We start from the raw sequence: 13,492 nt of genomic DNA, 5'->3' as shown, positions 1-13,492 counted from the left end.
TACGGAAAACCGCCCTGCCCAGCCACCCGCCAGTCCCGCGCCCTTCCCTGCACCGCAGGTTCAGATAGGGGTCTTGACCAACGCCCCGTTGAGGAACAACTGCTCCAGCACATGGGCGGAGCTGGAGCTGGCCGCGCGGCCATAGCGCTCGGCGTCGACCATGCCGTAGAGCATGGAGAGGAAGAGTTCGGTGAACACGGCGGCGGTGATGTCGATGCGGAACCTGCCGCTCTGCTGGCCGCGCAGGAAGAAGGCATCCACCGCCTCGGTGTAATAGCCCCAGCGCTCGGTGGTCGCCTGCATGTCGAGGTTTTCCGCGCGGTACTGGAACAGCAGGAAGTTCAGCATGTCGCGGTGCCGAAGGTGCTCGGCGATGAGTTGGCGCAGCGCCTCCAGGGGTTCTGCCTGTTGCAGCTGCGAAGCCTCGAGAATCTGCCGGATCACCACATGGCCATAGTCCTCGAGCATCTCCATCAACCCGTCGCGGGTACCGCAGAAGCGATGCAGCGTGGCCTTGCTCACCCCCGCCGATTCCGCCAGCTCCTTGAGCGTCGCCCGTGGGCGGTCGACGATGGCGACGGCCAGCGCCTTGAGCAGACGTTCATCGTGGGCGGAGAGAGTCATTCGGAGCCTCGTGTCAGGTGGCAGATCGTCTCATTGTGCAGAAAAAGACCTCTCTTTTGAAAGGTCATGACACATTTTATACACCATAGAAGCAAATGAGACATTATTGACTCATTTAGAGTTTGAAAGGATCATACGCACCTTTCCAGATAGACAGACCCGGGTGAATCATGGGCAGGTTGCGTGCAGTAGGGACAATCAGTGCGTTGGTGGCAGCGCTGGCGCTGGCGGGTTGCGGACAATCCGGCGAACCTCAGGCGGCCGCCGAAACGGCACGCCCGGTGGATGTGGTAGCGGTCGCGACCGAACCCCTCACCCTGACCTCGGAGTTGCCGGGGCGCATCGAGCCGATGCGCGTCGCCGAAGTGCGGGCGCGGGTGGCGGGCATCGTGGTGCAGAAACGCTTCGAGGAAGGCGCCGACGTCAAGGCCGGTGACCTGCTGTTCCAGATCGACCCGGCGCCGCTAAAGGCCGCCGTGTCCCGCGCCGAAGGCGAACTGGCGCGAGCCCAGGCCGCGCAGCAGGAAGCCCAGGCACGGGTGAAGCGCTACGAGCCGCTGGTGAAGATCGAAGCGGTCAGCCAGCAGGACTTCGACACCGCCACCGCCGACCTGCGCAGTGCCCAGGCGTCCGTGCGCTCGGCCCAGGCCGACCTGGAAACCGCGCGCTTGAACCTGGGCTATGCCTCGGTCAAGGCGCCGATCTCCGGGCGTATCGGCCGCGCGCTGGTGACCGAAGGGGCGCTGGTCGGCCAGGGTGACGCCACGCTGATGGCGCGTATCCAGCAACTCGACCCGATCTATGCCGACTTCACCCAGCCGGTGGCCGATGCCCTGCGCCTGCGTGAAGCGCTGAAGAGCGGCAACCTCCCCGCCGGCCAGAGCCAGGCGCTGAGCCTGCGCGTGGAAGGCACCCCGTACGAGCGCCAGGGCGAGCTGCTGTTCACCGACATATCGGTGGACCGCGGCACCGGCCAGGTTTCGCTGCGCGGCAAGTTCGACAACGCCGACGGCCTTCTGCTGCCCGGCATGTACGTGCGCGTCACTGCCCCGCAGGGTACCGACGCCAAGGCCATTCTCGTGCCGCAGCGCGCCGTGCAGCGCGCCACCGATGGTACCGCCCACGTGCTGGTGATCGGCGCCGAGAACCGTGTCGAGACGCGCCAGGTACAGACCGGCGCCATGCAGGGCGCGCGCTGGCAAATCAGCCAGGGCCTGGCCAGCGGCGACCAGGTGATCGTCGGCGGCCTGACCGGCCTGCAGCCCGGCGCCAAGGTCGAGGCCCGTCACGCCCCTGAGCAACAGCAGGCGTCGCGCCAGTAAGGCAGCGCCGAGGAATTCCCCATGTCACTGTTCTTCATCAAGCGCCCCAACTTCGCGTGGGTGGTGGCGCTGTTCATTTCCCTGGCCGGCCTGCTGGCGATTCCGCTGCTGCCGGTAGCGCAGTACCCCAGCGTGGCGCCGCCGCAGATCACCGTCACCGCCACCTACCCCGGCGCCTCGGCGCAGGTGCTGGTGGACTCGGTCACCAGCGTGATCGAGGAGGAGCTCAACGGCGCCAAGGGCCTGCTCTACTTCGAATCCACCAGCAACTCCAACGGCATGGCCGAAGTGGTGGTCACCTTCCAGCCCGGCACTAATCCCGAGCTGGCCCAGGTGGACGTGCAGAACCGCCTGAAGAAGGCCGAGGCACGCATGCCCCAGGCCGTGCTCACGCAGGGGCTGGAGGTCGAGCAGACCAGCGCCGGCTTCCTGCTGATCTACGCGCTGAATTACAAGGAAGGCTCGCAGCGCACCGATACCACCGCGCTGGGCGACTACGCCGCGCGCAACATCAACAACGAGCTGCGTCGCGTCCAGGGCGTCGGCAAGCTGCAGTTCTTCTCCTCCGAAGCCGCCATGCGCGTGTGGATCGACCCGCAGAAGCTGGTCGGCTACGGCCTGTCCATCGATGACGTGGGCAACTCCATTCGCGGGCAGAACGTGCAGGTACCGGCCGGCAGCTTCGGCGCCTCCCCCGGCAGCACCGAGCAGGAGCTGACCGCCACCCTCGCCGTGAAGGGCACCCTGGACGACCCGGCGGAGTTCGGCCGCATCGTCCTGCGCGCCAATCCGGACGGCTCCAGCGTGAAGCTGGCCGACGTGGCGCGCCTGGAAGTCGGCAGCGAAAGCTACAACTTCACCGCTCGCCTGGACGGCAAGCCCACCGTGGCCGGCGCCATCCAGCTCTCCCCCGGCGCCAACGCCCTGCAGACCGCCGCCCTGGTGAAGGAGCGCCTGGCCGAGCTGTCGGCAAACTTCCCCGACGACGTCGAGTACTCGGTGCCCTACGACACCTCGCGCTTCGTCGACGTGGCCATCGAGAAGGTCATCCACACCCTGCTCGAAGCCATGGTGCTGGTGTTCCTGGTGATGTTCCTGTTCCTGCAGAACGTGCGCTACACGCTGATCCCGGCCATCGTCGTGCCGGTGTGCCTGCTGGGCACGCTGACGATGATGTACCTGCTGGGCTTCTCGGTGAACATGATGACCATGTTCGGCATGGTGCTGGCCATCGGCATCCTGGTGGACGACGCCATCGTCGTCGTGGAGAACGTCGAGCGGATCATGGCCGAGGAAGGCCTGTCCCCGGCGAAGGCCACGGTCAAGGCGATGGGCCAGGTCTCCGGTGCGATCATCGGCATCACCCTGGTGCTCTCGGCGGTGTTCCTGCCCCTGGCCTTCATGGCCGGCTCGGTGGGCGTCATCTACCAGCAGTTCTCCCTGTCGCTGGCGGTGTCGATCCTGTTCTCCGGCTTCCTCGCCCTGACCTTCACCCCGGCGCTGTGCGCCACGCTGCTCAAGCCGATCCCGGCGGGCCATCACGAGAAGCGCGGCTTCTTCGGCGCCTTCAACCGTGGCTTCACGCGCCTGACCGAGCGCTACACGCGGCTCAACAGCGCGCTGGTGAAACGCGCCGGGCGCTACATGCTGATCTACGCCGGCATCCTCGCCCTGCTCGGCTACAGCTACCTGCGCCTGCCGGAATCCTTCGTGCCGGTGGAAGACCAGGGCTACATGATCGTCGACATCCAGCTGCCGCCGGGCGCCACCCGCGCGCGGGCCGACGTCACCGGGCAGGAGCTGGAGAAGTTCCTCGCTTCGCGTGAGGCCGTGGCCTCGTCCTTCCTGGTGATGGGTTTCAGCTTCTCCGGCATGGGCGAGAACGCCGCGCTGGCCTTCCCGACCCTGAAGGACTGGTCCGTGCGCGACCAGTCGCAGTCCGCCGAAGCGGAAACCGCCGCGGTGAACGAGCGTTTCGCCGGCATCAGCGACGGCGCGATCATGGCCGTGACCCCGCCGCCGATCGACGGCCTGGGCAACTCCGGCGGCTTCTCGCTGCGCCTGCAGGACCGCGCCGGCCTCGGCCGCGAGGCACTGCTGGCGGCCCGCGACCAGTTGCTCGGACAGGCCAACGGCAACCCGAAGATCCTCTACGCGATGATGGAAGGCCTCGCCGAGGCACCCCAGCTGCGCGTCGAAATCGACCGCGAGAAGGCGCGCACCCTGGGCGTCAGTTTCGAGTCCATCAGCAGTGCGCTGTCCACTGCCTTCGGCTCCTCGGTGATCAACGACTTCGCCAACGCCGGCCGCCAGCAGCGCGTGGTGGTGCAGGCCGAACAGGGTGACCGGATGACCCCGGAAGCCGTGCTCAAGCTCTACGTGCCCAATACCAGCGGCGAGCTGGTGCCGCTGTCCGCCTTCGTCAGCACCCGCTGGGAAGAAGGCCCGGTGCAGCTGGCGCGCTACAACGGTTATCCGTCGATCCGTATCGCCGGCGACGCCGCACCGGGGGTGAGTACCGGCGAAGCCATGGCCGAGATGCAGCGCCTGGCCTCCGAGCTGCCGGCCGGCATCGGCTACGAGTGGACTGGCCTGTCCTACCAGGAGAAGGTCGCCAGCGGCCAGGCCAGCCAGCTGTTCGCCCTCGCCATCCTCGTAGTGTTCCTGCTGCTGGTGGCGCTCTACGAGAGCTGGGCGATCCCGCTGTCGGTGATGCTCATCGTGCCCATCGGCGCCCTCGGCGCGGTATTGGCGGTGACGGTCACCGGGTTGCCCAACGACGTGTACTTCAAGGTCGGCCTGATCACCGTCATCGGCCTCGCGGCGAAGAACGCGATCCTCATCGTCGAATTCGCCAAGGAGCTCTGGGAACAGGGCCACAGCCTGCGCGACGCCGCCATCCAGGCCGCGCGCCTGCGCTTCCGCCCGATCATCATGACCTCCATGGCCTTCATCCTCGGCGTGGTGCCGCTGGTGGTCGCCAGCGGCGCCGGCGCGGCGAGCCAGCGCGCCCTGGGTACCGGGGTGATCGGCGGGATGCTCAGCGCCACGCTGCTGGGGGTGATTTTCGTGCCCATCTGCTTCGTCTGGCTGCTGTCGCTGCTGCGTCGCCAACCTAAACCTGCGCAACAACCGTCGGAGGTCGCGCAATGACCGCCCTGCATAAACCCGCCAGCGCCTTGCTGCTGGCGCTGAGCCTGGCCGGCTGCTCGATGGCGCCCACCTACGAACGCCCCGAAGCACCGGTGGCGTCGAGCTGGAACAGCCCCGCCGCGAAGACCGGCCAGGCCGCCAGCAACCTCGACTGGCAAACCTTCATCGTCGACAGCGAGCTGCGCAATCTGGTGGGCGTCGCCCTGGACAACAACCGCTCGCTGCGCCAGACCCTGCTGGACATCGAACAGGCCCGCGCGCAATACCGCATCCAGCGCGCCGACCGCGTGCCGGGGCTGAACGCCGCGGCCAACGGCAATCGCCAGCGGCTGCCGGGTGATCTGTCCAACACCGGCAGCTCGGCGGTGAGCAGCAGCTATCAGGTCGGCCTCGCGCTGCCCGAGTACGAGCTGGACCTGTTCGGCCGGGTGAAGAGCCTGACCGACGCCGCGCTGGAGCAATACCTCTCCACCGAGGCAGCCGCCCGCAGCGCGCAAATCGCGTTGATCGCCGAGGTCAGCCAGGCCTATCTCACCTATGACGGTGCGCAGCGCCGCCTGCAGCTCACCGAGCAGACCCTGGCCAGCCGCGAGGATTCGCTCGGCCTGATCAGCCAGCGGCGCTCGGCGGGTGCGGCCACCGCGCTGGACTACCAGGAAGCGCTGGGGCTGGTCGAGCAGTCGCGCGCCGAGCTGGAAAGCAATGCCCGGCAGAAACAGCAGGCGCTCAATGCCCTGGTGCTGCTGCTCGGTACCGCCGATGCGGCCAAGCGCATCCCGCAGCTGCCGCAGGACAAGCCCATGCTGATCCAGGACATCGCCCCCGGCACACCATCGGAGCTGATCGAGCGGCGCCCGGACATCCTCGCCGCGGAGCACGTGCTCAAGGCGCGCAACGCCGACATCGGTGCAGCCCGCGCGGCGTTCTTCCCGCGTATCAGCCTGACCGGCAGCTTCGGTACGTCCAGCGCGGAAATGTCCGGGTTGTTCGACGGCGGTTCGCGGTCGTGGAGCTTCGTGCCGACCCTGTCGCTACCGATCTTCGACGCGGGGCGCAACAGTGCCAATCTCGACCTGGCCAAGGTGCGCAAGGACTCCGCCGTGGCCGCCTACGAAGGCACCATCCAGACGGCGTTCCGCGAAGTCGCCGACGCGCTCGCGGCGACCGACACCCTGCGCCGCGAGGAGGCAGCGCGCCGCGCACTGGCCAACACCACCAACGAGACGCTGAAGCTGGCCAAGGCGCGCTACGAAGGCGGCGTGGACAGCCACCTGCGCTACCTCGACGCGCAGCGCAGCAACTTCGTCAACGAGTCGGCCTACATCGAGACCAGCACCCAGCGGCAGATTGCGCTGGTGGACCTGTTCCGCGCCCTCGGCGGTGGCTGGAGCGGCGAGGTAACGGCGCAGCGCTGATCCACCACCCTGGTTCCGCTCCACGTAGGGCGCATAACCCGGAACGGGTTATCCGCCGCCATGGCGGATACCGCCTCCGGCGTTATGCGCCCTACGATGCTGCTCCTCCGCCGGCGGACTTTGTCCGCACAGCTTGGTGAACCACGGCGGCCACTCAGCCGCCGAACACCGGCCGGAAGAAGCTCCGCTCGTAACTGAGGATGCAGCGGGTTTCCTCGGCGTAGCGGAACGCGGCCTGGCACTCGGCATCGTCCATGGATTGCTGCCGGTAGCGCTCGTAGTCGGCCAGGCTGGGGAAGGTGAACATCGCCAGGGCAATGTTGCTGGCCCCTTCGGAGGGCAGGAAGTAGCCGTGGTGCTGGCCGCCGAAGCGTTCCACCAGCGCGATCCACAACCGGCCATAGTGTTCGAATTCCTTGAGCTTGTACGGGTCCAGCACGTAGCGCAGGTAACAGGTGACCATCTTGCCAACTCTCGTCCAGTGAAAGGGACCGCCACTGTACCTATTCCTCACCTGATCGCCCAAACCGGTCGCATCCGCCACGTCGCGCTTCTGCAGGAGCGAGCTTGCTCGCGAACCGCTCAACGCCGGAGTCGCCGGCAGCAGCATTCGCGAGCAAGAACCAGGCGCGCCCAAGTTCCTTCAGGCTGCTGCCACCCTGCGCAACATCAGCCTGCAACACCGCGCGCCCCGGTAGACTGGCCGCATCTTCAACCATCGCAGGGGCACGCCCCCTCCCACGGGCGCCGGCGCAAGGCCGGCGCGGAGCACCACGGCATGTACTTCGACATCATCCTCGACCTCTTCGCAGCGCTCTGCTTCGGCGCGCTGATCGGCATGGAGCGCCAGTGGCGCCAGCGTTTCACCGGGGTCGCCACCCACGGGCTGGTCTCGCTCGGCGCCGCTACCTTCGCCACCCTGCCCTTCCTCATGGGCGCGGAAGACCAGGTGGTGCGCATGTCGGCGCAGGTGGTCACCGGCATCGGCTTCCTCGGCGCCGGCGTGATCATGCGCGACGGCCTCAGCGTGCGCGGCCTGAGCACCGCGGCGACGGTCTGGTGCACCGGGGCGGTAGGCGTGCTGGCCGGCAGCGGCTTCCTCGCGGCAGCGCTGGTCGCCACATTGCTGATCGTGCTGTGCAACCTGACGCTGCCCTCGGTGACACGCTGGATCCAGCGTCACGCGCCGATAGAACCGAGCAGCGAGCGCTACTACACGGTCGAGGCCGTCACCGAGGCTCACCAGGAAGCGCTGGTGCGCTCCACCCTGCTGCGCCGCCTGAGTGCCAACGGCCTGGCCCTGCAAAGCCTGGAGAGCCACGCGCGCAAGACCGGCGGCGAAGTGGAAGTGGCCGCGCTGGTACTCGCCCCCAGCGACAAGGACAGCCTGCTGGAAGCCCTGGTCGGCGAACTGGCGCTGGCGCCCTATGTATCGGCGGCCAGCTGGTCGGTCAGCGACGGCCCGCAGTAAGTCGCCCGGAACGCAGAAAGGGAGCCTGTCGGCTCCCTTTTTCATACCCGCCTGGTCAGGCGAAGACGAAGTACTTGCGCACCGTCTCCACCACTTCCCAGGTGCCCTTCATGCCCGGCTCGATAACGAATACATCGCCGGCGCGCAGATGGATTGGCTGCTCGCCCTCGGGGGTGATGACGCAGTAGCCGTCGAGGAAATGGCAGTACTCCCACTTCTCGTAGTTCACCTGGAACTTGCCGGGGGTGCAGATCCAGGTGCCCATGATCTTGCTGCCGTCCGCCGACAGGTAGGCATTGAGGTTGACGGTGTGCGGGTCGCCGCCGATGCGCTGCCACTTGGTGGCATCCAGCACGGGCGTCGGGCAGGTGTCGCGCAGCACGGTAATGAAATCGGACATGTCGGCTCCAGATCGTTTCGGTGAGGGTTCGCCACCCTAGGCATCGACCGCCAGGAACGATTGCCTGGTTCCGACATCGGTTTGCCTGCCAGCGCTGCCCCGCCGCTGGCTGACAGATTTGTCATCCGCCGCTCACCGGCTCGTTATCCACGCTCCTACACGATGCCCGTGGCCCTCGCCACGCCTGGGCGAAAACAACAACAGCAGGCGGTAACCGACCATCCTGCCCTTAGGAGCACATTCATGTATCGCACGCCTCGAAAATACCGACGCAAATTCCCGCTGGCGGCTTCGCTGCTGGCACTGGGCGTCGCATCGCCGACCGTCTTCGCAGAAGCGACAACCGAAGAGAAGCCCGAAGGCTTCATCGAAGGCGCCAGCCTGGAAATCCTCAACCGCAACCTCTACTTCAACCGCGACGCCCGCCATGGCCAGTCCGTACCGCCGCGCGGCAACGGCTACTCGGAAGTCTGGGCCCACGGGATCATCGGCAGGTTCGAATCCGGCTTCACCCAGGGCACGGTCGGCGTCGGGGTGGACGCCTTCGCCATGCTCGGCTTCCAGCTCGATACCGGCGCCGGCCGCAACGGCGCGGGCAGCTCGGTGGACGTATTGCCCACCGACAACGACGGGCGCACCGAAAGCGACTACTCCAAGGCCGGCGGCGCGGCCAAGGTGCGCCTGTGGGACACGGTGCTGAAGGTCGGCGACGTGTTCCCGGAGACACCCGTGGTGCACTACGGCGACTCGCGCCTGCTGCCCGAATCCTTCCGTGGTTTCACCCTGCAGAACACCAGCCTCGAAGGCCTGACCCTGCAGGGTGGCCGCCTGCACTCCATGAGCCAGCCGCAATCACGGCAGATGGACGACGGCTTCGCCACCTTCTACGCCGGCCCGGTGGATTCGTCCTGGCTTGCCTACGGCGGCGGTGACTACGCGATCAATGACAATGCCAGCGTCAGCCTCTACAGCAGCCGCCTGAAGGACGCCTGGAACCAGTACTACTTCGGCACTGCGTTGAACTTCCCGCTCAGCGAGGCAGTGGAGCTGTTCGGCGGGTTCAACTACTACAAGTCGCAGGACGAGGGGCGCGAGCTGCTCGGCGAGTTCAACACCAATATCTGGAGCGCCAGCGCCGGCGTGCACTTCGGCGCCCACCGCATCGCCGTCAGCCACCAGCGCAACAACGGCAACAACGACTTCGACTACCTGCGCCAGGCCGACTCGATCTACCTCGACAACTCCATCCAGTACAGCGACTTCAACTCGCCGAAGGAGCGCTCCTGGATGGTCCGCTACGACCTCGACATGGCCACCTACGGCGTGCCCGGCCTGAGCTTCATGACCCGCTACGCACGCGGTACCGACGCCGACTACTCCAATGCCAACGCCGTGTACATGCGCCGCGACGACAACGGCGACCCGCTGACCGACCAGAAACGCTGGGAGCGCGACATCGAGGCCAAGTACGTATTCCAGGAAGGCCAGCTCAAGGACCTGTCGCTGCGCGTACGCCAGGCGACGACCCGCGCCACCGCCTTCGAATCGGACCTGGACGAAGTGCGGCTGATCATCGAATACCCGCTGGCCGTGCTGTAAGGCCGGCGCCTGGCAGGCGGATGACGGAATTGTCAGCTGCGCATCAGCCTGCCGTTAGGCGCCCCTGGGTATAACGGAAGGCATCACCGCCCCCCAAGGCTTCTGGTGATGATTTCCCCCGCAAGACTGCTCCACTTCCTGGCGCTCCACGTGCCCCTTTGGAGGAAGAGGAACCCTCGGCGCCCGCAAGGGCGCCTTTTTTTCGTGGAGCCTGGAGGGTGCGATGTCAGAAGCGCTCGTCTCGAATCGCCGGCAGGACCAGTTCGCGGACGAACGAAGCTCCCGAAAGCTGCAACAACGCATCGACCATTCGCACCACATCATGCACTGGAACCTGATGGCCTCCTCCTCGGCGAGCAGCATCCGCCAGGGGCGTGGTCAGCGGATCATCGGTGTTCAGGTAACCCAGCTGGAGCACGCTCACCGCCAGCCTGCTGTCCCTGAAGCCCTCGCGCAGCGCATCGGCCATGCCATTGAGAGCAAACTTCGAAGCACCGAAGGTCACCTCGGGACGTCCGCTCTGGCGCAAGCCGGATGTCGACCCGGTCAGGATCAGTTGCGGCCGTGACGAGTCCAGCAGCCTGGGAACCAGGCGCCTGAGCAGGAACAGAGTGGCGGTGATGTTCACGTCGACCAGCCTGCCGATGGACTCGTCGGAATCGGTGAGGAAGCAATAGCCTTCGCTGAAGGCCTCCTCTTCCCAGATGCCGACATTGCAGATCAATACATCCAGCTCGGCAGGCGCCTGGGCTTCGATGGCTGATGCGGCCTCTCCGGCGACCGACAGGTCGGCTTCGATCCACTCGAGCTGGACGCCTTCAGCGGCCGCCAATGACTCCGGCCGCCTGCGCGATACGCCCACCACGCTATCGCCCGGCCGTCCCAGACCCTCGGCCAGCGCGCGGCCCAGCCCCCGGCTCGCGCCCACAATCATGATGTTCATCGAACGTCTCCCCGGCGCCTGCCTGTCCAGTGTGCTTTTGCGCAGGGGTGAATTCGCCACTGCGCAAAGGTTCGGGCCGGACTCTAAAACCTCAACCTAGCCTGAGGTCAATAGAAGCAATCGCCCAGAAATGGGCCGGAATCGCTGCGCGGAGTTCGTTGCTCCATTTGGAGCGATGAATAGGCTGGAAGACTGCCGCCCGCCTCGGCAGCCGGGCGCACGGGTGGACAACCGACAGAGAGCACGTCTCCGACTGCTAAGGAGAGGGCGAGCGGTAGCGCTGGAAATGACCTCCGAGCGCTGGCGGGCCGACACAGGGGGATTGATCCGTGCGATGCCTGGGGCGGGCATTTTCAGGGCCCCACACCAGGCATCCGCGACGGTTACCGCCGATCCTTCGAATCGTCCTCCGGGCGGTCGTTTTCCTCATGAGGCTCTTCGATCACGGGGCCTGGACGCGCAGGATCAGGCTCGTCCTTGCGCACTGGTGTCCTGGGCGGTCTTTCGCCCGGCTTGTCGTGCTCGGCGATCGGCCCCGGCCGAGGCTCGGGTACAATTTCCTCTTTCACGCTGCATCTCCCGGGACAGTACTGCCCCTGTACGCTGGTGGCTCGGGGCACAGGCAGGCGGCCAGAGCCGCTGCCACCCCTCTGCCGGACAGAGCGTCGGAGTGGCGGACGCTCCATCGATGGAAACACCCAGGCCGGGATAGTTCAGAGCATTTCCCGACCGTACATCCGCCCGGCTCGCTAGCGGCCGAGGCCAGTTCCCTCCCGCTGCACCCGGGCATCCTCATCCCGCCGATGCATCCACCGATAAAACGCCGGCAGCACCAGCAGCGTCAACGTGGTCGATGAGAGGATGCCGCCGATCACCACGGTCGCCAGCGGCCGCTGCACTTCCGCACCCGTGCCGGTGGCCAGGGCCATGGGCACGAAGCCCAGCGAGGCCACCAGCGCTGTCATCAGTACCGGGCGCAAGCGGGTCAGTGCTCCCTCGCGGATCGCCGCGTCGAGGCCACGCCCCTCCTCCCGCAGGCTGCGGATGAAGGAGATCATCACCAGGCCATTGAGTACCGCAACGCCGGACAGCGCGATGAAACCGACGCCTGCCGAGATCGACAGCGGGATATCCCGCAGCCACAGCGCGACCACGCCACCGGTGAGGGCAAAGGGAATCCCGGTGAAAACCACCAGCCCGTCGCGCACGTTGTTGAACATCATCAGCAGCAACGTGAACACCAGCAACAGGGCCACCGGCACCACGATCTGCAAACGCTGCGCCGCCGACTGCAACTGCTCGAACTGGCCGCCCCAGGTCGTCCAGTAGCCGGCCTGCAGCTTCACCTGCTGCTCGATGTTGCCGCTCGCCTCGGCGACGAACGAACCGATATCCCGCCCGCGCACGTTGGCGCTCACGACCACCAGGCGCTTGCCGTTCTCGCGGCTGACCTGGTTCGGCCCCTGCACCAGTTCCAGGCGTGCCACTTCGCCCAGGGTGATGAAGCCGATTCGCGAATCCGTGGCATTGGCCGGGGCCGGCACCGGGATGAGCATGCGCGACAGGGCGTCGATGTCGCTGCGCAGGCTTTCCGGCAGGCGCACGATCAGGTCGAAGCGGCGGTCGCCCTCGAACAGCGTACCCGCCTCGCGGCCACCGATGGCCACGGAGACGTTGTCCTGGATGTCGCCGACATTCAGCCCGTAACGCGCGGCACGCTGGCGGTCGATGTTCACGGTGAGCACCGGCAGGCCGCTGGTCTGCTCGACCTTCACCTCGGACGAGCCCTGCACCTGGCGCAGCACGCCGGCGATCTGCTCGGCGGTCTGGTTCAGGACCTCCATGTCGTCGCCGAAGACCTTCACCGCCACGTCGCTGCGCACCCCGGAAATCAGCTCGTTGAAGCGCAGCTGGATCGGTTGCGACAGCTCATAGGCGCTGCCCGGCACGTCGTTGGCGGCTTCCTGGATTTCCGCTTCCAGCTGCGCGCGGCTCTTCTTCGGATCGGGCCACTGCTCCTTGGGTTTCAACATCACGTAGGCGTCGGAGATATTCGGCGGCATCGGGTCGGAAGCGATCTCCGCAGTGCCGGTGCGGCTGAACATGCGTTGCACCTCCGGCACCTTGTCCAGCACCTGGCGCTCCAGGGCCTCCTGCATGGCCACCGATTGCGAGAGGCTGGTGCCCGGCGTGCGCAGCGATTGCAGGGCGAAGTCGCCCTCGCCCAGGCTGGGCACGAACTCGCTGCCCATGCGGCTGGCCAGCAGGCCGGAGAGCAGCACCAGCACCGCGGCGCAGGCGAACACCAGCGCGCGGCGCGCCATCACCCAGTCCAGCACCGGTTCATAGGCGCGGCGCGCGCCACGCATGAGCAGGTTTTCCTCTTCCTTCACCTTGCCGGTGATGAACAGCGCGATGGCCGCCGGCACGAAGGTCACCGAGAGGATCATCGCGCCCAGCAACGCCAGCACCACGGTGAAGGCCATCGGGTGGAACATTTTCCCCTCGACGCCGGTGAGGGCGAAGATCGGCAGGTACACCACCATGATGATCAGTTGCCCGTAG

10 protein-coding genes are annotated in these 13,492 nt (G+C 66.6%); 5 read left to right on the top strand and 5 right to left on the bottom strand.

Translation table 11 applies throughout. The features are described 5' to 3' along the window. Positions 1-60 precede the first annotated feature (60 nt). Positions 61-624: a TetR/AcrR family transcriptional regulator gene (locus tag A6723_RS17710; RefSeq protein ID WP_054909252.1), complete on the bottom strand. Its 564-nt coding sequence runs from the start codon at positions 622-624 to the stop codon at positions 61-63. 170 nt (positions 625-794) lie between these two features. Here A6723_RS17710 and A6723_RS17705 point away from each other — a divergent pair, with 170 nt between their 5' ends. From A6723_RS17705 to A6723_RS17695, 3 genes are read left to right on the top strand one after another with little or no spacing between them, the layout of a single operon-like run. Next, positions 795-1,946 carry a MexC family multidrug efflux RND transporter periplasmic adaptor subunit gene (locus A6723_RS17705; RefSeq protein WP_054909253.1) on the top strand — a complete coding sequence of 384 codons (1,152 nt, stop codon included), beginning with the start codon at positions 795-797 and terminating at the stop codon, positions 1,944-1,946. Between the two features lie 21 nt (positions 1,947-1,967). After that, on the top strand, positions 1,968-5,099 hold the full coding sequence (locus A6723_RS17700; protein WP_054909254.1) for an efflux RND transporter permease subunit: 3,132 nt from the start codon (positions 1,968-1,970) through the stop codon (positions 5,097-5,099). 5 nt (positions 5,100-5,104) lie between these two features. After that, positions 5,105-6,514: an efflux transporter outer membrane subunit gene (locus A6723_RS17695; RefSeq protein WP_139093015.1), complete on the top strand. Its 1,410-nt coding sequence runs from the start codon at positions 5,105-5,107 to the stop codon at positions 6,512-6,514. Positions 6,515-6,668: 154 nt separating this feature from the next. Here the strand turns inward: A6723_RS17695 and A6723_RS17690 are convergent, their stop codons facing one another. Beyond that, positions 6,669-6,977, bottom strand: a complete 309-nt coding sequence (locus A6723_RS17690; RefSeq protein ID WP_054909256.1) for an NIPSNAP family protein — start codon at positions 6,975-6,977, stop codon at positions 6,669-6,671. Positions 6,978-7,292: 315 nt separating this feature from the next. Between A6723_RS17690 and A6723_RS17685 the strand changes: the two genes are divergently transcribed. Then, positions 7,293-7,985 (top strand): MgtC/SapB family protein, encoded by a 693-nt coding sequence (locus A6723_RS17685; protein WP_024765777.1) that lies wholly within the window; start codon positions 7,293-7,295, stop codon positions 7,983-7,985. A gap of 55 nt (positions 7,986-8,040) precedes the next feature. Here A6723_RS17685 and A6723_RS17680 read toward each other — a convergent pair whose 3' ends face one another. Next, a complete protein-coding gene (locus tag A6723_RS17680; RefSeq protein ID WP_037014773.1) occupies positions 8,041-8,385 on the bottom strand; it encodes a cupin domain-containing protein in 345 nt (114 codons plus the stop codon). A 243-nt stretch (positions 8,386-8,628) separates the two neighbouring features. Here A6723_RS17680 and A6723_RS17675 point away from each other — a divergent pair, with 243 nt between their 5' ends. Further along, positions 8,629-9,984 (top strand): OprD family porin, encoded by a 1,356-nt coding sequence (locus A6723_RS17675; protein ID WP_054909257.1) that lies wholly within the window; start codon positions 8,629-8,631, stop codon positions 9,982-9,984. 226 nt (positions 9,985-10,210) lie between these two features. On the opposite strand, the gene A6723_RS17670 is transcribed toward A6723_RS17675, so the two are convergent. Beyond that, positions 10,211-10,927 (bottom strand): SDR family oxidoreductase, encoded by a 717-nt coding sequence (locus tag A6723_RS17670; protein WP_054909258.1) that lies wholly within the window; start codon positions 10,925-10,927, stop codon positions 10,211-10,213. A gap of 749 nt (positions 10,928-11,676) precedes the next feature. Next, on the bottom strand, positions 11,677-13,492 hold a 1,816-nt coding region (locus A6723_RS17665), incomplete at its 5' end, for an efflux RND transporter permease subunit (RefSeq protein WP_139093011.1).

It is taken from the genome of Pseudomonas sp. AU11447 (genome assembly GCF_001672555.2).
In the GTDB taxonomy this organism is placed as follows: domain Bacteria; phylum Pseudomonadota; class Gammaproteobacteria; order Pseudomonadales; family Pseudomonadaceae; genus Pseudomonas; species Pseudomonas nitroreducens.
The sequence above is the reverse complement of the archived record's forward strand: the minus strand, read 5'-3'. Positions and strand labels throughout refer to the sequence as shown.

What these genes read in the sequence shown, in the direction of transcription:
- A6723_RS17705 (WP_054909253.1), top strand. Translation starts at nt 795, where the DNA reads ATGGGCAGGTTGCGTGCAGTAGGGACAATCAGTGCGTTGGTGGCAGCG.
- A6723_RS17710 (WP_054909252.1), bottom strand. Translation starts at nt 624, where the DNA reads ATGACTCTCTCCGCCCACGATGAACGTCTGCTCAAGGCGCTGGCCGTC.
- A6723_RS17680 (WP_037014773.1), bottom strand. Translation starts at nt 8,385, where the DNA reads ATGTCCGATTTCATTACCGTGCTGCGCGACACCTGCCCGACGCCCGTG.
- A6723_RS17675 (WP_054909257.1), top strand. Translation starts at nt 8,629, where the DNA reads ATGTATCGCACGCCTCGAAAATACCGACGCAAATTCCCGCTGGCGGCT.
- A6723_RS17700 (WP_054909254.1), top strand. Translation starts at nt 1,968, where the DNA reads ATGTCACTGTTCTTCATCAAGCGCCCCAACTTCGCGTGGGTGGTGGCG.
- A6723_RS17690 (WP_054909256.1), bottom strand. Translation starts at nt 6,977, where the DNA reads ATGGTCACCTGTTACCTGCGCTACGTGCTGGACCCGTACAAGCTCAAG.
- A6723_RS17670 (WP_054909258.1), bottom strand. Translation starts at nt 10,927, where the DNA reads ATGAACATCATGATTGTGGGCGCGAGCCGGGGGCTGGGCCGCGCGCTG.
- A6723_RS17685 (WP_024765777.1), top strand. Translation starts at nt 7,293, where the DNA reads ATGTACTTCGACATCATCCTCGACCTCTTCGCAGCGCTCTGCTTCGGC.